Here is an 18,891-nt window from a genome sequence, read left to right on the forward strand (position 1 = left end):
AGGCTCATGGGCGTCCAGAGCGATGGCTGACCGTGCCGGGAGTCTACGGTATGGCCGGGTCTGGAAGAGAGCCGTATGGTTCCTTTCACTCGTTCACTGACTGCAGAACATGCTCGACTTCCTGTCTGAAGAGAGCAAAATCACTGATATGCTCCTTCAGGATTGAGAAGGCAAGAGCATCATCGATTGCCCCGTAGCGGTGGACGACAACGTTTCGGAACCCTTTCATCGCTTTTACATTCTGCCGTGTCGCGGCGGCGAGCACTCCGTGCTGCACGAGGTTGTCGAGGATGTTCTCATCGGTGCCGGGGACGCCGAGGTGGAGGTCGGCATTTAGAATTGCGCAGATATCGAAGACGTTCTCGATGGCATACTCGGCGCGTTTGTATATGCCGTCTTTTATGATGCCGAGTTGTCTGAACGAATCGGCCGAGTCGGGGAGGTGCTCTTTGACCATATCGACACTCTCGGTCATCTCCTGGAGTTTGATACGGATTGCCGTATCCCGGATCTTGCCCGTCACGCCATCGCCTCCTTGCCGATGTAGTCGTACAACCGGTGCTTGAAGTCGTCGAATTCGCGGATCGTCCGGTATGCGACGTCGTAGAGAAACCGCTCGTCGGGACAGTGGACTACCTTCCCGCGAAGGACTTCCGTCCGGACATAGAGCGGCAGGTGGGAGAAGATCTGGATGTCGTAGCGGTCGTCGGCGAGTTCGGAGAGCGCTGCAAACCTGAACCGGGCTGCTTCCTCGCGGTCTCCGTCGTAGTAGACGCAGAGGTCGATGTCGGAACCCTCTCTCGCCCGCCCTTCGGCAACGGAGCCGTAGAGAATGATGAAGCGGACCTTCTCGAACCCCTCGACGGTCTTGAGCCGCTCCAGTGCGTGCCGGACAAAATGATTCACTCGCTCTCACCCCCCCGGGGCGCGCCCGGAAGTTCTGTAGGTTCTAGATGGGGATCGCTCTCACATTAACGTTTCCTGCAGTGCGGGGCCGGATCGGGCTGGTCGTCTGTCCAATTCCCCCATAAGGTCAATATCGCCATCCGGGGTCCCCGGACGGTCGTTCAGTCTCACAACCCCAAAAAAGGTGACATAGACGCTACCCGGTGAGCCGGCTCCATTCCTCACGGGATATGCCCGCCTGCCGGAGGATGCGCACGAGCAGGTCGACGCCGATCTCTGACCTGTGTGGGTTTGGGATGGTCAGAACGAGATCTCCTTTCACCATGAATGGGTGTCTGCCTCCCCGGCACGGTCCCTCGAATCCCAGGGCCTGAAGGTTCTTTACAAGTTGGTTCCATGAGATGGGTCTGATCCTATGCTCCGGCACCCGTATCAACCCTGACGATCTCTCCCACTGTGCGGCCGGCGATCGGAGGTATCGGGAGGCCGCGCCGGAGTCGTATGATCAACCATTCGTCGATGACGCCGGCAAGGTTTCTCCTGCACTCTTCCAGCGTCCTGCCGGTTGCAAAGACCCCGGAAAGTTCCGGGATCTCTCCGTAATACGGTTCATCGTCCTCGATGATCTCGTAGCGGGCGTGTTCGAGTGCCGCGTTGATATACTCAAGGATCATTATATACTTCAATGGGATTGCCCCCGCATATAGGATTTTGCTTTCCCCGGCCGAGCGGGATCACGACCGTTGCGGTTGGGCCAATTCTTCAGGGCGGCCCCGATGTGCCATGGGTGCGACTCACTCCCCGGCACGGTCTTCCCAGAGCCCGGCAAAGACCTTCACCTGCCGGGCGTAGACGTCCGCCGAGTCCTCCTTGTACTCGAGCGTCGTCGGCACGCCGGCGTGCCGCCGGAGCCGGGCAAAGACCGCCGCGAGATCGAGGCCGCCGTCGGGACGGTCGAGTTCGAGGTGCTCGTCGGTGATCGAGCCGCATCGTATGTTCGAGAGGTGGTGGAGGGCCACGTTGAGGCCTTCGAACCGTTCCAGCTCTTCTGCAAACGAGAGATGCCGGTAGTTTGCGGTGCAGGCGAGGTGGGGGAAGTCGAGGCAGAACCGGGTGATTTTGTTGCCTGCAAGCGCCGCGAGGTCTTCGGCGGTGTTGCCGAGGAGAGGGTAGCCGGCGTAGACGGCGGGGAGGTTTTCGAGGGTGAGGCGGGGATCGGCGTTGCGGTCGAGGAAGTCGGCGAACGTATCCTCGGCGGCAGAGCGGCCTCCGGGTTCGTACCGGCCTGCGTGGAGGACGATCGTCTCTGCGCCGAGGGTGTCGGCGGCCTCAAGCGTCCGGCTCATCGCCTCCTCGATATACGCCTTGATCACCGCGAGCGGGCGGTCGTCGTAGGCGGCGGGAGCGCAGGGGTTGACGCCGTGGCCGTGGTGGGGTGCGTGGACGACGACCGGGATGCCGGACGCGGCGATCCGGTCGAGGCGTTCGCGGAAGAACTGCCGGGCCAGGGGGACGGCCTGCACCTGAATATGACGGATTGCGCCCTCTTCGTAGAGCCCCGCGAGCAGGGCAAGCGTCCCTTCGTCGTCGATGCGCACGGTGCAGCCGAGATTGTACTCAACCATATACCACCCTCCGGTGTATGCCGTTTGCAGGCGGAGAAAAAGATTCGAGTAGCCCGGAGCAGATTCGAACTGCTGTCGCGAGATCCAGAGTCTCACATGATTGACCGCTACACTACCGGGCTATTGGGCTCTAAAATGTTGTTTGTGAATCTTAATTAAAGTGACGGCCGGGGTTTATGCCCCGGATGAGCGCGGGCACTTCCCGCAGGCCCGGCAGACCTCGGCAACCGGCCTGATCTCGGTGCCTGATTTGCAAAACGGCTCGATATCGTTGAGATCCCGGCGGTAGTAGATGTGGGGGACGAGCGCGATATGCGTGTAGCGCCCGCAGGGCACGCCGAGCCGGTCCGCGATCATCTTCTGGAGGCGGACGAGCGCGTACATGTTGGAGCCGGCGGCGGAGAGGATGTCGTTGCTCCTGAAGACGACCTTCATCTGGAGTTTCCCGTTCCGCAGCAGGCACTGGACGAGCTGCAGGCAGGGGCAGTCGTCGAGGTTCTCGTCGACGACCGGGTTCCAGGTGACCGCGACCGCCCGCCGCGAGTTCGCGGCTTGCTCGAGTTTCCGGGCGATGTAGTCGATCTGGTCGACGTGGACGTCCTCGCCGTTCACCATAAGTTGTTCCCCCCAGTCGAAGAGCCGGCGGTGGTAGTCGTACTCGAACTTCGCGTCGGAGCCGTGCAGGAGGTTGTCGGCGTAGACGTCCAGGAACCGCTGCTGGAACCGGGAGGCGGGGCTCGCCATGGGAACGCTTTCCGGCGACTCCACCTCGAGCGCGAGTTCCTCGCACTCGATCGTCGCCTCGTCGTTCTCCGTATCCAGCACCCATCCTTTCTCGAGGACGGTCCTGACCGCCAGTTCGTGTGCCCGTGCGAGCGTGGGGGCCCGAATGATCCGCATAGAGAGTAGTTTGCAGGCCGGGGTAGAAAAGGCTCCCCACTGGGGACCGTCTCATATATACATGCTCCGGTGGTGCCGCCGTCGGGGGCGGCCGGGCGGGGTGCGGGCGAGGCGGGCGTCCGTGGCGTTGCCCACCGGTCGATGCCGGGCAGGCGCGGCGCTGTCGGGGCGGCGCGCGGACGGTGGGCGGAGGGAGCGCCGCCGGGGCCGGGAGTCCCCTTCTTTTTCCGGAGTAAGTTTTTTATCCTCGTATATCTATGAACCCCGGTGATCCGGGAATGAAGCGTGATTCTGGCGCATTCGGGGCGTTTTCCAGTATTGTGGTGCCTTTTAGGGACGCCAGATCCCCGGTCGACCACAAAGGATATATTAAGTGTTCCACAAATATTGTGACATATTCCGTGATTCGGAGTATAGAGCGTGGTGAACCCGTATTCGACGTCTGTCGAGTACCTCGCGTTCACATTCCCTCATGTCATCACAAATGGAGGTATAGTATGAAGAGTATGACAAAATTGATGGTAGTCGCCATGGTTCTCGCGGCTGCGCTGGTCGTTGCACCGGCTGCGGCACGTGTGGTTTCCAGTTCTGGCACTACCGTCTATGTAGGCGAAGAACAGCTGAATTTCGCCGGATTTGGCGCATCAGGCCAGGTCGACCAGTTGGTCCATTTCACCAACTTTGGAGACAGGTCCATCGATAAAACCATTCAGGCGGATTCCGTTGGTAACATCACGGAGCTGACTCGTGCCGCCGTTGGCACAACGACCGGCCCGTACTACGTGTTTGCAGTTGGGGAGGACCCCAGTACGGCCACCCCCGCGGGATACGTTAACGTCCAGTACCCCGACGCAACGCTCGGTGTTGTTCTTAGCTCCAACACGCAGGAGTCCGTGGACGGCAAGTCCGTCACCCGCGAGACCCCGGTGGCCTTCAAGCTGACGAACAACCTGAACGGCCTTGCGGGCACTGGCGCCACGATGCGCATCGAAGTCACCCTGCCCGGTGGCGGTGTGACGACTCAGTTCGGCAATCAGCCCCTGGGCTCCATCGCTGTTAACGGCACGACCGCTCTGGTGAACCCCGTCGATCTGGCGAACGCCGAGGCCGGCACCTACACCGCCATTGCGAAGTGGCCCAGCGGCAGCGATTTCTACGGCAAGGACTTTGACTCCAACTCCGTGACCTTCGAGGTCCTCACCAAGTCGCTTGCCATCACGTCCAACAAGGACAGCGTCGTTCGTGGCAACAGTTTCACCGTGACGATCACCGGTGAGTCCGCCAAGATGTACAACCTGTACGTCAAGGACGTGAGCGGCCTTGCCCTGAGCGAGTACCCCGCCATCGTAGCTGGCCAGAATGGGGTTACTGTTAACAATGTCACGTATAGGGCTGGGGTTGGGATCAGCGACGTCAATGCGACCGTCGTGACCAACGCCGGCGGCACCCGGACCGTCCAGTTCAACACCAACACGAGCACCGACGACCGGCAGTTCACCCTCCGCGTTGAGGACCCGGGTGACTTTAGCACCTACGATGAGGTCAAGGTGAGGGTTGAGCAGGGCGACGTAACCATCACGGCGTCCGGCACCGGTGTCTACTACATCGGTGAGGAAGTCACGCTCTCCGGTACCTGCACCGACAACGCGACGACGGTCCACCTCTTCATGACCGGCCCGAACCTCAACAGCAACGGTGTCAAGCTCGACACCATTGAAGAGGTTGAGAACAACGTCACCTCCTCGTTCACCACGGCGGACGTTAAGGCTGACGACACCTGGTCGCTCAAGTGGAACACCGGCGACATCCAGAGATCCCTCGATGCAGGCGGCTACACGATCTACGCTGTCTCGAAGCCTCTGAACAAGGCCAGGCTCTCTGACGCCAAGTACGCCACGACTTCCATCCAGCTCCGGTCCGGCTTCATCACCGCGACCTCGAGCGGTGCAGTCGTCGCGAAGGGCGACGACCTGACGCTCACTGGAACTGCACAGGGCGACCCCGACAGCGTCCGTGTCTGGATCTTCGGGAAGAACCTGCAGTTGACCGATGAGTCCGCCACCGTTGAGGATGACGGCAGCTTCGAGTACGAACTCACGAACACCCAGGATCTCACTGCTGGCCAGTACTTCGTGGTCATCCAGCACCCGATGATGAACAAGGTGTTCGACATCTACTCCGGTGCCACGAACTGGATCAACGGCACGGATGACTCCGGCTTTGCCCCGGTGCGGATCGGCGGGCTCCAGGCCTCCGATGCAGCGACCGCGGTGATCACCGCCCTCGACTCGCCGAACATCGACGACACCTACGTGAAGCTCACCTTCGTCGTCCAAGAGGCGAACATCTGGATCGACGCGATCGGCGACAAGGCTGCAGGCAGCACGTTCACGATCACCGGCACGACCAACCTCGCTGTCGGCGACACGCTGAACATTGAGGTCACCTCCTCTGCGTTCCAGCCGACCACCAAGAGCGAGGCCTCCGGCTTCGGCTCGGTTGCCGGCGTAACCGAGGTCAAGCAGGGTGACGGCGCGAACACCTGGTCGTTCGAAGTTGACGGAACCAGCTTCAAGCCCGACCAGTACATCGTCACCGTCGAGTCCATCGAGACCGACACGACCGCGACCGCGAGCTTCAACGTAGTCGAGGCAGTCCCGACGACTCAGGCTACCCCGACCTCGACCGCGACCGGCGAGGTCACCCCGACCGCTACCGCGACCACTGAGGCTACCCCGACCACGACCCCCGGATTCGGAGCACTCCTTGCTCTGGCCGGCCTTGGTGCGGTTGCCTTCCTGGTCCTCCGGCGGGACTAAACCCTAACTAACCCTATTTTTTTATTCGAGCCTGTTTTAATGAGCTTTTCCGGATACGGGACTGAAAACCGTATTCACATCCAGACCCGGGACGGAAGGCATCGCTTCGTATACGGTGCGCCGGATCCGTCCGGGGAGTAGCGGGCTTGAGGTAGACACTACCTGCAGGCTCCGCCGATCAGCCGCTCTTAAGTAGTACAACACCGCAATTTCAACCAGGATGGGATTACGCGTATGAAACTGACTGTGAAACTGCTCGACATCGAAAACCGGGGGGTTCTCCTCCACTGCACCGATGCACGGAGCATGCGGGTTCGCGACGGCGACCGCGTCCAGATCGTCGACGAAGCGACCGGAAAGACTGCCCAGGCTCACGTCGACACCACCGGTTCGCTCATCGAGCCGGGCGTCATAGGCGTCTACCGGCCGGTGAACGCCACGCTCGCCGTCGACGAGGGAACTCCCGTCGAGGTCCGCGGCGCCGAGCGGCCGGCATCCCTTGAGCACATCAAGAAGAAGATGGACGGCGGCCGGTTCACCAAAGACGATACCGTGGATATCGTCAGGGACATCGTCGACGACGTCCTCTCGCCCGGCGAGATCACCGCTTACGTCACCGCTTCCTACATCAACGGCCTCGACATGGACGAGGTGGAGTACCTGACGAGGGCCACGGTCGAGACCGGAGAACGCCTCCACTTCACCCGGCACCCCATCGTCGACAAACACTCCATCGGAGGTGTCCCGGGAAACAAAATCACGCTCCTGATCGCCCCGATCATCGCCGCGAGCGGTCTTTTGATCCCCAAGACCAGCTCCCGCGCCATCACCGGCGCAGGGGGAACCGCGGATCTCATGGAAGTCCTCGCGCCCGTCTCGTTCCCGGCGCTCGAGGTGCAGCAGATGACCGAGAAGGTCGGCGGCGCCATCGTCTGGGGCGGTGCCACGAACATCGCCCCCGCCGACGACAAGATCATCACTTATGAATACCCACTCCGGATCGACGCCCGTGGCCAGATGATCGCGAGCGTCATGGCAAAGAAGTTCGCCGTCGGCGCCGACCTCGTGGTCATCGATATTCCGGTCGGCCGGAACACCAAGATCGCGACTGCCCAGGAGGGACGGAAACTCGCCCGGGAGTTCATCGATCTCGGGGAACGGCTCGGGATGCGGGTCGAGTGTGCGTTAAGCTACGGGGAGTCGCTCGTCGGCCACACCATCGGCCCGAACCTCGAGGTGCGCGAGGCGCTCGCCGTCCTCGAGGGGGCGACCGAGCCGAACTCCCTGATCCAGAAGAGCCTCTCCCTCGCCGGGATCGCGCTCGAGATGGCCGGGAAGGCCGGGCCGGGGCAGGGTGCCCGGGCGGCCGCCGATATCCTCCGGAGCGGCAAGGCGCTCGAGAAGATGCGGCAGATCATCGAGATCCAGGGTGGTGATCCGAACGTAAAGGCCGAGGATATCGTTCCGGGAGAGTGCAGGTTCGATGTAAATGCGCCGCAGGATGGTTACGTCATCGAACTGAACAACAGCGCTCTCGTCACGCTCGCCCGGCTCGCCGGTTCGCCCTATGACCACGGCGCGGGCCTGCTCGTCCACGCAAAGAAAGGAACCCGGGTCCGGAAAGGCGATCCCATCTTCACCATCTACGCCGACCGCGAATGGCGGCTCGAGCGTGCGATCGAGGTCGGCCGGACGCTGATGCCGGTGCTTGTGGAAGGTATGGTACTTGAACGTATCCCTCATGAACGGTGGGTGTAAACCGATGCACTCAAATTTTCGACCGCAGTAATACTCTTCCATGAAGAAAAGTCGTCTTGCCATAGCCATCCTTATCTCCTGCGTCCTCCTCTGCTGCACGGCGCAGGCGGTCACCCTGCGCATCAGCGTGGCCGACGATAAGACCGATGACGCGCTTGCCGATGCCTCGATATACATCGACGGGGACTACGTGGGAAGCACCAACTCGGCTGGAATCTACTCCTACGTCCATTCCGGGAAGAAAGACCTCTACCTGAAGGTCGTCCGGAAAGGCTACCGGAACTGGGTGGAATACGTCGATTACGACGCGACCCGTGTCGGGGTCGATATGATACGGGAGGACGCGACCCTCACGTTCGAACTCTACGACGCGGGAACCCTGAAACCAATCGTAGGCGGCGTGGTGCGCGTTACGGGTAACGATTACTCCGACTCGGAGGTCAGCGGCAGCAGCGGGATCGTGAACTTCCCGGTAAAGGCGAATGAGTTGTACAACGTCGAGATCCGTGCATCGGGATACCACGACCTCTCAAAGACCGTTCAGATGGAGAGCAGCGGCAGAACGGTCCAGTGCCTGCTCTTTTCCAACGATATCCTGGGTGTTCAGGTGCTGGACGCCGAGACTTCCACTCCTCTCAAGGATGTGGAGGTGTATATCGACAACGCGCGCGCCGGGGTGACCGACGCCGACGGCAGGCTGCAGTTGCACCTGGAACGGGCGAAGAGGTACTCCTTCAGGGTAACGGCGCCCGATTACCAGCCCTACCAGGAAAGCCGCTACCTCGAGGTGGACGATGTCTTCCTCCCGGTACGTCTCTCGAAGTCTGAATATCCCGTCTCGATAACGGTCTTCAACGAGGCGACGAAGCCGGTCGAAGGGGCTGAAATCTATCTCAACGGGACGTTGCAGGGCAAGACCAGCCAGTATGGCAGGTTCATGCTCTCCAATATCCAAGCAGGAACCTATGAGATTGTGGTGCAAGCGTCCGGCTACGAGGACTGGCGTTTGACACGCCAGATCTCCGGGCAGGGCGAGGATATTGTCGCCGAACTCGATTACGACCGGGCGAGCGTGACCATCCGCGCGCAAGACCCCGACCTCAACCCGGTTGCCGGAGCGGTCGTTGTCATCGACGGCCAGGTCGTCGGGGTGACCGATGGTCTGGGACACCTTAACACGGCGCTCGTTACGAACAAGGCGTATGCCGTCACCGCTGCCTGTGACGGCTACCGGAACATCTCGGTTAACGCCGATATCCCGCTCGGCACGGCCGAGTTCACCGTCCCGCTCGTCATGGAGCAGGATTTCAACGTCTGGGTGCTCGTGGCCGGCGTCGGGGTTGTTGCCGCGGTCCTCCTCGGTGCGGTCATGGTCGTGCGGCGCAGGCGTGCCGGGCGGAATCGGAGCAAGTCACGCGGTCGGGACAGTCTGTAGTCCTCCAACCCCCTCTTCTTCTCCGGTTCGGGTTCCGGCAGTGCGTTTTTCTCTTGACCCGGCGACCGGATTCGTCCCTGGAGAAAAGATATTTGTGCGCGAAGGTGAGTCGGTATCTATTCTTTCGCCACGGAGACGTTCTTTAGAAATATATGTTCAATTTAGGCAGATATTATTGTTTGATTAGAGAAAGGGGCTTTTTGCGTCGTCCCTCTAACTGACAACATTTATATGGTATGGTGTGTCAGGAAGACATACGGTGACGTATGAACGGATGGACGTATGTATGCCTGGTAGTAGGGCTGCTCTTTCTCGCGGCCCCTGCCAGTGCGCTGATACCTGACGATATTACCCTTAGCACTGATAAGCCGTGGCTGGTAGCGGGGAATGGGGAGACTGCGACCGTCACGATACTGGTCACAAACGGCACTTCTGCCGATCCGGTCTCCGGTGTCGACATCGATCTTGCGGTGGATGGTGAGTATGGGAGCATCTCGCCCGCGCGCGTGACTACGGGCAGTGACGGAGAGGCCACGGCGACCTTCAGGCACGGGACGCTTAGCGGGACGGCAACGATCACGGCGACGGTGTCGGAGGGGGTGGATGTGCCCCTGACCGGAAGTGTCGATCAGCAGATCGATCACGCGGCGGCGCATAAGATCGCCAACCTCTGGTATGAGCCGAAGGTGACTGCCGGGGAGACGACGGAGATCGTCGTCCGGATGGTGGATGAGTACGGAAACCTGGTGGACAGCAGGAATGTAGCTGAGACTGTGTTCTTCATGGTGGGTTCGCCTGCCTGTTTCGTTAACGGTACGGACGAGATCACGGTGCCGGTGGACGCTGCCGGGAACGTCACTGCAACGCTCCGGGTCGACACGACGGCGGGCGGGAATGTTGTCCTGATCCAACCCCCGTCGCCGCTTGTGCTCAAGAGTTTCACCATCACCGGCGAGGGAGGGCTGCCGGCCGCTATCACGCAGGAGATCACTCCGTCCAGCGGTTCGGTTCCGGCCGACGGGAAGACGAAGGTTTCGTTCACTTACACGCTGCTCGATGAGTACGGGAATCCCTCGGGCGAGCAGGGCCTCTGGGTGAACGCTACACTGAAACGGTTGAGTCAGCCGGATGAGTACGAGAGCCGTCTCCTCAACACCAACTCATATGGACAGGTGATGATCACCTACGGGCCCGAGGACTCCGTCGGCATGGCCATCATCACCGCGACGGCGGCTGTGAACGAGAGCGTGAGCATATCGGAGGATGTCGAGTTCACCAGCACCGATCCGACGAACATGCTCCTCTCCGCAAGCCCGCAGTCGATGCCGAGCCGGGATGTCAAGGACGATTCCGTCTCGAGGATCCGGGCCAAGGTGATGGACGTCAGGGGTAACCCGGTCGAGGGCGAGACGGTGACATTTGATATCGTGTCGATGAACTCCTCGCCCTATGTGCAACCTCAGGATCCTGTACTGGCGGCGGCATCGGGCGTGACCGACATCGATGGGTATGCGACTGTGGAGTTCCACCCTGGTGCGTTCACGACCGATCCGGATGTCGCGGGCTGGAGCGACACCGCGACCGGGAAGGCGACCGTCCGGGCGACGTGGGGCAACGTCAGCCGGGATATCGAACTCACCTGGAAGAACTACCCTTACCTCTCGGTGGAGACGGAGGTCTCCCCCGAGACGGTGGCGGTGAACGATACGGTCGACGTCACAATCCGGTTGAAAGGCGACGGCTGGGCGCTCCAGCCGGACCCGATCGACGTGGTGCTCTGCACGGACCGGTCGGGAAGTATGTTGAAGGATTATCCCGATCGCATGGTCAAGGCGATGGATGCCTCCAGGATCTTCAATGTCCAGATAGATCATGGACGCGACCGACTTGGACTTGTGTCCTTTGGCGGCCAGGGGCAGACAAATATTATTCAGTATAGCCAGAACGTTGGCGGATGGCTTGGTCGGGATAGCGGGACTTGGGATGACTTGAGTTATCGCACTGCAAACTATGGTAACAACAGGTATTACACTGAATATGCAACCCTCGATCTTGGACTGAGCGACGATCAATCAGCAATCAACACCACCATCGCAGGAATGATCCCTGATTCGGGTACGCCTATGCGGTATGGTATTTACAAAGCGATCACCGAGTTGAAGGATAACGGTCGTTCTGATGCCGTGAAAGCGGTTGTTGTTCTTGGCGACGGTGAGTATAACTACTATGGCGACCCGCTTGCACGAGGTACCGGGAGAACTACTAAATTTGATTGGTCGAATACTCAGAACGATTATACGTACTTCTCTGATCTCGGGGCCGCTGAGCAGAGAATGTCTACCTATGCGAACAACCACAATGTCCGGCTGTACATGATATCGTTCTCGGACGACATTGTCAATGGCAGCCACACATGGAATACGATGGAAACCCTTGCAAGTGAGACTGGTGGAACGCACTATCATGCGCCCTCCGACTCCGATCTTGCTCAGGTTTACACCGAGATCGCCGGCGAACTCAAGACCGAGGCCGGCGTCGATACCGAACTGGACGTCGTCTTCGAGAACGTCGAGGTGAACGGGAATTTAACCACCGGAACCAGTGTGTTCGACTATGTCAACGAAGAGAATGTATCGACCACCATCGAGAGCTGGATCGACAACGAAACGGTGCATCATTATGAGATCATACCCCGCCATACCCGCGACGACACGCCGAACTGGACCGCGGCAAACCCGCACCTCCCCTTCAACATCGGCACCGTGCGCCTCGGCCAGACCTGGGAGACGACCTTCAGGCTCGCGGTGAAGACGGAAGGCAACATCAACATATTCGGCCCGGGTTCGACGATCTCGTTCAACAACGGCACCGATTCGCTTGAACTCCCCGACACCTTCATCACGGCCGTTCCCCTGAACAACACCGGGATGGACTTTGCGGCGCTGGTGATCGACAACCTCGTGTTCACAGGCACGATGCCGATCGATGAGTTCCTCCCGGTCGCCTGGGATCTCAACTACACCGGTCTGTACGACGTGACGGAGGATGTCTTCTATTCCAACGACAACGAGTACACCTGGGTGAAATTCGACACGCTCTCCGCCACGAATACGACGACGGGCGGAACGTCCACGCTGGACGTGCGGGGCCTCCTGCCCGGAGAATACACCATCTGGGTTCGTGGCTCTGCACCGGATACCGCGGACTCCTCGCAAAAGATTACCATGGATGTACATGCCGGGGCGACCGGAGGCTCGTACATCCGTATCCAGTGAGGGGCCCCGACACCTATTTTCAACAGGTGGGGTGCGCCCCCGGGCCCCTGAACCCTTCTTCTTCCGGGGCCTGTACCCCCAAAGACATAGGATCCCTGCAGGGTTCACTGCCCGGACGAATACCGGATCTGGCTACGCGCCTTGGCAGACGACGTACCCGGTGCCGGATTGCTCTTTGCGCCCATCCCGGTCGGAGAGCGGCACAGGGCATACATCCGGCTCATGTAACGATATTCGGGTGCGTGGACAACGCCCCTCAAAAAACAACGGACCCAGCGGGAATTGAACCCGCGTCCTTGGGTTCGAAGCCCAAAAGGATGTCCACTACCCCATGGGTCCCCTCTTCGGTTTCTATCGTAAGTTATTAAGCGTTTTTATGTCAGTACCCTATACAATGATCCTCTCATCCAGCGAGATCGATCGCCGGCGCGAGAACGGCGATCTCGTCATCGAGCCGTACCACCCTGAATCCCGGCAGCCCGCATCCTACGACCTCCGCGCGGCCGAAGGGACCGTCCTTTCGCGCGGCGTCTGCACCCTCGTTCCCTCGCTCGAGCGGGTGGAACTCCCGCGAGACCTCGCGGCAACCCTCCGGTGCCGCTCCTCGTTCGCCCGTCGCGGCGTCCTCCTCGGCGGCGGGTTCGTCGACCCCGGGTTCCGCGGCCAGCTGACGCTCTGCCTGACGAACACCGGCGCAGAGGAGATCCGCCTTGCAGCGGGCGACCGGATCGTGCAGATGATCCTGCAGGAAGTGTTGAACGGCGACCGGCTCTATCAGGGCAGGTACCAGGATAGTGTTGGCACGGTGCATACACGATGACCCCATCGATACGTTCGGAACGGAAGTACCTTGAGATCCTCCGGATTCTCGCGGAATCGCACGAACCCCTGGGGGCGAAACGGTTGAGCGAGAAGATGGCCGAACGGGGATTCGTCCTGAGCGACCGCGCCGTCCAGTACTACCTCCAGTACCTCGACGAGATGGGGTTTACGGAGAAGGCCGGGAACCGGGGCCGCCTCCTCACCGAGGCCGGGATCGCCGAGAGCGAGAGCGCGCTCGTCGATCAAAGGCTCGGCTTCATCATATCGAGGCTCGAGCAGCTCGCCTTCCGGAGCACCTTCGACCCGGCGACCGCCACGGGGAGCGTCGCCTACAACCTCTCCTTCGTGCGGGAAGAAGACCTCCCGGGCGTCACGGCAGCCTTCGACGAGGTGGCGGCGGCGGGTTACGGGTTCCTCAACGCCTACCGGATCGTCGATTCCGACCCCCGCATACCCGACGGCCACGCCGGGATCATGACGGCCTGCAGCGTCACCCTGGACGGCGTTCTCCAGAAGATGGGTATCCCGACGAGGCTCGAGTATGCCGGCAGGATTGCCGTCGATGAGAACGGCTCCGCCGGATTCCTCGATCTCATCGGCTACCGCGGGACGTCGGTCGACCCGCTCCACCTCTTCATATCCGCCGGGCTCACCTCGATCAACCGGCTGGTGACGACCCGGGCCGGAGTCGCGCTTGCGAACGTCCGTGCGGTGCCCGCGGCCGCACGATACCGGGTGGAGGTGACCGTCGGCCTGATGGAGAAGTGCGGGTTCACCTTCCCCGCCGGAGGGGGCATCGGTGAGTTCAACCTCCCGAAACACCCCTACCGTCTCTCCGTCGTTGCGCTCAGCGGCATGAACATGGTAGGGAACGCCATTGAGAAAGGCTACGCTATCAAAACCGAGATTGGTGCAGGAACCGTACCGTTCGAAAAAATAGCGGACGCTACTGGATCCAGGTGATCCCGTCGTCCGTGTCGTCGTCCGGTTCCTTCTCTTCGTTTCGGTTCTTCTGCCGGGCGGCCGTGTCGATCACCTCGAGTTTTCCGCGCGAGGGACCGACATCCTTCGGGCGGGGACCTGATCTGGCAAATCCCCGGCTGTTCTGGTCCAGCGACCCGTCCTTCGGTAAGGGCATCCCTTCACGCACGTGCAGGCCGGCTTCCTCGAAGAGGCCGTCCTTCGGCCGCTGCATCCCGTTGCCGAGCGTAACGTGATCGCCGGTGAACGCCCCTTCTTTCGGCCGCTGTATCCCGCGGTCCAGGGTGCCCGCATCTGCAGAAAGCGCCCCTTCTTTCGGTCGCTGCACGGGTTTTAAGGATGTGGAATATGTTACCGCATCGTCTTTTGGGCCTGTCTTTTCGATACTGATTCCTTTGAGGCCGAAGGTAGCGTTCTTCGGGGCGGGCACCGACGAGGTGATCGAGGCCGACCCGGTGAGATCGATCTCCTTCCCGCCCGGCTTTGGGGGAAGGACGACGGGCCCTTCATCCTGCTTCGCCTCGGCTTTCGGGAGCATATCGATGGTATCGTCCTTGCGCTTCCGACCGCTCCCGCCGCTGCCCGGGAGCGTGATCATCTCATCCTTCTCCGGTGTGGTTGGTCCCGCCATGTATTCGATCTCCTCGAGATATGCCGACTCAAGAGGCGAGGCAAAGCCCCGGGCACCCTCGTCATCCGGCACCTGGGGGGCGGCACCGGTTGCCCGTGCCGCCTCCTCTTCGCGCAGCCGCACCTCTTCTTCCGCCCTCAACCGTTCTTCCTCGCATTCAAGCTGGTATTCCGTCCGGATGTCCCGGAGTTCCTCGACCCGGGGGATGTTGGTGATCCCCGAGAGCACGATGATGATCCCCACGAACGACGTGTTCTTCACCGGATAGTCGCCCGACCGCATCTCGAGCCCGGCGATGCTCCGATCGATCCACTTTCGAACGGTCTGGAACCCCTTCATCGAGAGTTCGGCCGAAGGCCCGGCGATCAGCACCAGTGCCTTGTCGGCGCTCGTGAGGTCGCAGGGGACCGATACGTCTTCATAGACCGCTTTTTTGGCGAGGGAGATGATCCGGGCGGCCTTCTCCTGCGAACCCTGAATGAAGTCTTTCAGCGACTGTCGCCGGTGGAGGACGTTCAGCAATCCGGTTGGCAGTCGCTCCGTGGCGTAGCCGACGGCGACGAAACCGTTTCCTTTCAGGGTGTTGAGGACTTCCCCGGCATCCAGAACGACCTCGGCGACGTCGAGCCCGGACTCGTTGAATTCTCCGGCGCGAAGAAGAAGGCCGATCTGGCGCGCAATCCTCTCGTTGAGCATACTGTAGTGTGTTCTCGGGTCCGACCCTATGGGGAACTGGCGCAGCTGGCCGATGACGCCGGTGTTCTCGGCCTCGGCTGCAGCGGTGGCCGCCTTGATCTTCTGCGACCAGGTCTCGTTGTCGAAGAGGATGACGGCATCGACGAGTTCCTGGAGCACGTCGAGGTCGTCGGCGGCCTTGGCCGAGACCCGCTTCCCTTCCTCCAGGCACGGCAGTATGGCAAGAGCGAAGATCGGCTCCACGTAGGACTTCCGGATCTCGTCGATGATGAGCGGTGCAATATCGATGACGCTGCCCCCGAGCCCGCAGCAGAAGAGGATGGCGTCGATCTCCATCGTATCCAGACTCTGGAGGCGGGTCATCACCTCCTCGATATCGATCACATCCGTGACATGAGCGTAATCCGAGATATCTACCCGCGGGAAGAAGATCCGTGCGGGGTCCGGGAGATGGCGGAGTTGCAGCAGGGAGTTTGGGTCGATATCGATCGCTACCGCACTCATGCAGTAGACTCTGCTACGCCGGTCGTGGTCGTAGAGTTGATCCACAACCCTTGAGCCGGCGCCGCCCAACCCTATCGTCAGCACTCGCATATGGTTATACTCCCCGCCTGATACCTTCGCATGCCCTGAGTGACCTTTGTCGCGAAAGAAGTATGAATATCATCCAAAACTATTGATGAATATGTGGGCGGACGGACATATATATTTCTGTACGTTCTCGGAGAGCGAAACCGCGCCCAATCACGGGACACGGATATTTAAATATTCCTGTTTAACTTCCCCCTGCTGAAGCCTCCTGGAAGGTAAGGGAGAAGAATCACCTGATGTCCTGGAGAACCCTTTACACCTCTCCGTTTTGCACTACCTGTGCGGTACGTGTCGTTTGGAGAGCACAAAATGATAATATATATAACTCCCGGCACGTAACTACTCAATGAGGTGTATAGCCTTGACTACATATGGAATTGAATTTGTGCCCGGAGCAATCAACGTCAAGCAGGTGGTGAATTACACCAAGCTTGCAGAGTCGAAGGATATCGACTACGCTTGGATCACCAACCACTACAACAACCGTCATGCCTACCCGACCCTCGCCATGATCGCGGCAAACACTGACTCGATCAAGATGGGACCGGGTATCATGAACACGTTCACCGACACCCCGGCAGCCATTGCATCCTTCATGGCTACCTTGAACGAGATCTCCGACGGACGTGCCGTCCTCGGTATCGGGCCCGGCGACCTCTCGACGCTCCCGAAGCTCGCGATCGACCCCGTCAAGCCCGTCGGTCACCTGAAGGAAGGTGTCGAGCAGATCCGGAAACTCCTCGCCGGCGAAGAGGTCAAGAAGAGCGGCAACCTGGAGTTCTTCGACTACGACGGCGCCAAGCTGACCGGCGTCACCCTGCCCGGCAAGAAGGGCATTCCGGTCTACATCGGTGCCCAGGGTCCCAAGGTGCTCGAGCTCGCTGGAACCATCGGTGACGGCGCCCTGATCAACGCTTCGAACCCCAAGGACTTCGACGTCGCCATCCCGATCATCAAGAAGGCGATGGAAGCAGTCGACAAGAAGAAGTTCGACGTCGGCGCCTACACCGCCATGTCCATCGACAGGGACGAGAAGAAGGCCCGGAATGCCGCAAAGATCGTTGCCGCATTCATCGCCGCCGGCTCTCCGCCCGCGCTTCTCCAGCGCCACAACCTCAACCTGGACAACGTCGCGAAGATCAAGGAAGCGCTCGGACGCTTCGACTTCAAGACCGTCGGCGGACTCGTCGGCGACGCGGAGATCGACGCCTTCACCATCGCCGGAACCCCCGACATGGTCAAGCAGAAGTGCGAAGACCTCACAAAGGCTGGAGTTACTCAGATCATCTTCGGTTCGCCGCTCGGCCCCGACATGACCAACTCCATCCGCCTCCTCGGCAAGTACATTGTCTGAGGCGGGAAACCACGATCGCTTTTTTTTACGACATTGCCGGATAGTTCGGACCGGGTACTCCCGGGTCTCGCCGTGGCCTCCGGCACTATCATCCGCAATCCGGACAGGGTTTTATACGCTCGGCGCGCCAACCGGAGTATGAGGGACCATGTTCACCACCCGTGAGATCCTGACGGAGCGGGGGATTCTCCAGTACCGGCGGGAATCTCTCACGGGCATCCGGTGCCGGATCAGTCCCGTCCGGGTCGAGAGGCAGATCGATACCGTTCCTGCCATGCCTTCATCCCGCGAAGGCTGCCCCTTCTGCCCCGATGCGATAGATTCCTCCACCCCGACGTTCGAGGACGGCAGCCGGCTCCGGTGCGGGGAGAGCGTGACGTTCCCTAACCTCTACCCGTTCGCCGGGCGTCACGTGGTTACGGTGATCACGCCCGATCACGGGCCCGGCCGGTTCGACGCGAGGTGTCTCGCCGATGCCATATCCGGCACGGCAACGGCCCTCGCTCGAACTCCTGGATATGCAAGCATCAACTGGAATAATCTCCCATCGGCCGGTGCGAGCATCGTCCACCCGCACCTGCAGGGCATCGCCGATGCAGAGCCCACCCGCCTTGCGGAGCTCTACATCTCCGGCGGTCGCCGCTATCTCGCCGATCGCGGCCGTCTCTACTGGGACGATCTCGTAGAGCGCGAACGCTGCTCGGAGCGTTTTCTCTTCGAGAACGAGATCTTCTGGTCGGCAAACCCCGTCCCGCTCGGCGAGCGTGAGGTGCGGGGAATCCTCCCGATATCGACGCTTGAGGAACTCGAACCATATATCGAGCCACTGGCCGACGGAATCCTCCGTGTCGTCGACTTTTACCGGAGCCTCGGCACGCACGCCTTCAACGCCTCGATCTTCTTTGATGCCCCCGGAACAGCCGGGCAGGGCCATCGTGCTTTCTGCTCCATCATCGCACGGTTAAACCCGAACACCTTCTCCATGTGCGACTCGGCGTTCATGGAGCGGCTGCACCTGGAACCGGTCATCCTGACACTCCCCGAAGACCTGGGCGCGCTCTTCCGGGCGAAAAGTTGATTGTGTGCCGGCGGTAACTC

15 protein-coding genes and 2 tRNA genes are annotated in these 18,891 nt (G+C 60.6%); 8 read left to right on the plus strand and 9 right to left on the minus strand.

From position 1 onward, the window contains the following. Positions 1-85 precede the first annotated feature (85 nt). The 7 genes from hepT to MEMAR_RS02685 all read right to left on the minus strand — a co-directional run bounded on the left by hepT (position 86) and on the right by MEMAR_RS02685 (position 3,431). Positions 86-523, minus strand: a complete 438-nt coding sequence (gene hepT, locus MEMAR_RS02655) for a type VII toxin-antitoxin system HepT family RNase toxin (RefSeq protein WP_011843387.1) — start codon at positions 521-523, stop codon at positions 86-88. Beyond that, on the minus strand, positions 520-906 hold the full coding sequence (gene mntA, locus MEMAR_RS02660) for a type VII toxin-antitoxin system MntA family adenylyltransferase antitoxin (RefSeq protein ID WP_011843388.1): 387 nt from the start codon (positions 904-906) through the stop codon (positions 520-522). Before mntA ends, hepT begins: the two co-directional genes overlap by 4 nt. A gap of 196 nt (positions 907-1,102) precedes the next feature. Then, complete coding sequence (locus tag MEMAR_RS02665; RefSeq protein ID WP_011843389.1) at positions 1,103-1,333, minus strand: type II toxin-antitoxin system HicA family toxin; 231 nt, start codon at positions 1,331-1,333, stop codon at positions 1,103-1,105. Continuing rightward, on the minus strand, positions 1,320-1,580 hold the full coding sequence (locus MEMAR_RS02670) for a type II toxin-antitoxin system HicB family antitoxin (RefSeq protein WP_011843390.1): 261 nt from the start codon (positions 1,578-1,580) through the stop codon (positions 1,320-1,322). Before MEMAR_RS02670 ends, MEMAR_RS02665 begins: the two co-directional genes overlap by 14 nt. 120 nt (positions 1,581-1,700) lie before the next feature. Next, positions 1,701-2,531 (minus strand): TIM barrel protein, encoded by an 831-nt coding sequence (locus MEMAR_RS02675; RefSeq protein WP_011843391.1) that lies wholly within the window; start codon positions 2,529-2,531, stop codon positions 1,701-1,703. A 49-nt stretch (positions 2,532-2,580) separates the two neighbouring features. Then, a tRNA-Gln gene (locus MEMAR_RS02680) sits at positions 2,581-2,653 on the minus strand. Between the two features lie 52 nt (positions 2,654-2,705). Beyond that, positions 2,706-3,431 carry a thymidylate synthase gene (locus MEMAR_RS02685; protein WP_011843392.1) on the minus strand — a complete coding sequence of 242 codons (726 nt, stop codon included), beginning with the start codon at positions 3,429-3,431 and terminating at the stop codon, positions 2,706-2,708. A gap of 497 nt (positions 3,432-3,928) precedes the next feature. Between MEMAR_RS02685 and MEMAR_RS02690 the strand changes: the two genes are divergently transcribed. From MEMAR_RS02690 to MEMAR_RS02705, 4 genes are all read left to right on the plus strand, one after another. Further along, on the plus strand, positions 3,929-6,250 hold the full coding sequence (locus tag MEMAR_RS02690) for an MEMAR_RS02690 family S-layer glycoprotein (RefSeq protein WP_011843393.1): 2,322 nt from the start codon (positions 3,929-3,931) through the stop codon (positions 6,248-6,250). Positions 6,251-6,484: 234 nt separating this feature from the next. After that, entirely contained in the window at positions 6,485-8,008 is a 1,524-nt protein-coding gene (locus MEMAR_RS02695) for an AMP phosphorylase (RefSeq protein WP_011843394.1), read from the plus strand. 40 nt (positions 8,009-8,048) lie between these two features. Then, the gene (locus MEMAR_RS02700; protein ID WP_011843395.1) at positions 8,049-9,443 is read left to right on the plus strand and encodes a carboxypeptidase regulatory-like domain-containing protein; all 1,395 of its coding nucleotides are present in this window, start codon (positions 8,049-8,051) and stop codon (positions 9,441-9,443) included. Between the two features lie 266 nt (positions 9,444-9,709). Next, positions 9,710-12,718, plus strand: a complete 3,009-nt coding sequence (locus tag MEMAR_RS02705; protein ID WP_011843396.1) for an Ig-like domain-containing protein — start codon at positions 9,710-9,712, stop codon at positions 12,716-12,718. A gap of 267 nt (positions 12,719-12,985) precedes the next feature. On the opposite strand, the gene MEMAR_RS02710 is transcribed toward MEMAR_RS02705, so the two are convergent. Then, a tRNA-Arg gene (locus MEMAR_RS02710) sits at positions 12,986-13,057 on the minus strand. Between the two features lie 55 nt (positions 13,058-13,112). Here MEMAR_RS02710 and MEMAR_RS02715 point away from each other — a divergent pair. Continuing rightward, on the plus strand, positions 13,113-13,538 hold the full coding sequence (locus MEMAR_RS02715; protein WP_011843397.1) for a dCTP deaminase: 426 nt from the start codon (positions 13,113-13,115) through the stop codon (positions 13,536-13,538). After that, complete coding sequence (locus MEMAR_RS02720; protein ID WP_011843398.1) at positions 13,535-14,503, plus strand: DUF128 domain-containing protein; 969 nt, start codon at positions 13,535-13,537, stop codon at positions 14,501-14,503. Before MEMAR_RS02715 ends, MEMAR_RS02720 begins: the two co-directional genes overlap by 4 nt. On the opposite strand, the gene MEMAR_RS02725 is transcribed toward MEMAR_RS02720, so the two are convergent. After that, complete coding sequence (locus MEMAR_RS02725) at positions 14,487-16,442, minus strand: tubulin/FtsZ family protein (RefSeq protein WP_011843399.1); 1,956 nt, start codon at positions 16,440-16,442, stop codon at positions 14,487-14,489. The two genes, MEMAR_RS02720 and MEMAR_RS02725, sit on opposite strands and share 17 nt — an antisense overlap. Before the next feature lie 343 nt (positions 16,443-16,785). Here MEMAR_RS02725 and MEMAR_RS02730 point away from each other — a divergent pair, with 343 nt between their 5' ends. Beyond that, entirely contained in the window at positions 16,786-17,793 is a 1,008-nt protein-coding gene (locus MEMAR_RS02730) for a 5,10-methylenetetrahydromethanopterin reductase (RefSeq protein ID WP_011843400.1), read from the plus strand. A 148-nt stretch (positions 17,794-17,941) separates the two neighbouring features. Next, positions 17,942-18,871 (plus strand): galactose-1-phosphate uridylyltransferase, encoded by a 930-nt coding sequence (locus MEMAR_RS02735; RefSeq protein WP_011843401.1) that lies wholly within the window; start codon positions 17,942-17,944, stop codon positions 18,869-18,871. The last annotated feature ends 20 nt before the right edge of the window (positions 18,872-18,891 follow it).

Source organism: Methanoculleus marisnigri JR1 (assembly GCF_000015825.1).
GTDB lineage: Archaea > Halobacteriota > Methanomicrobia > Methanomicrobiales > Methanoculleaceae > Methanoculleus > Methanoculleus marisnigri.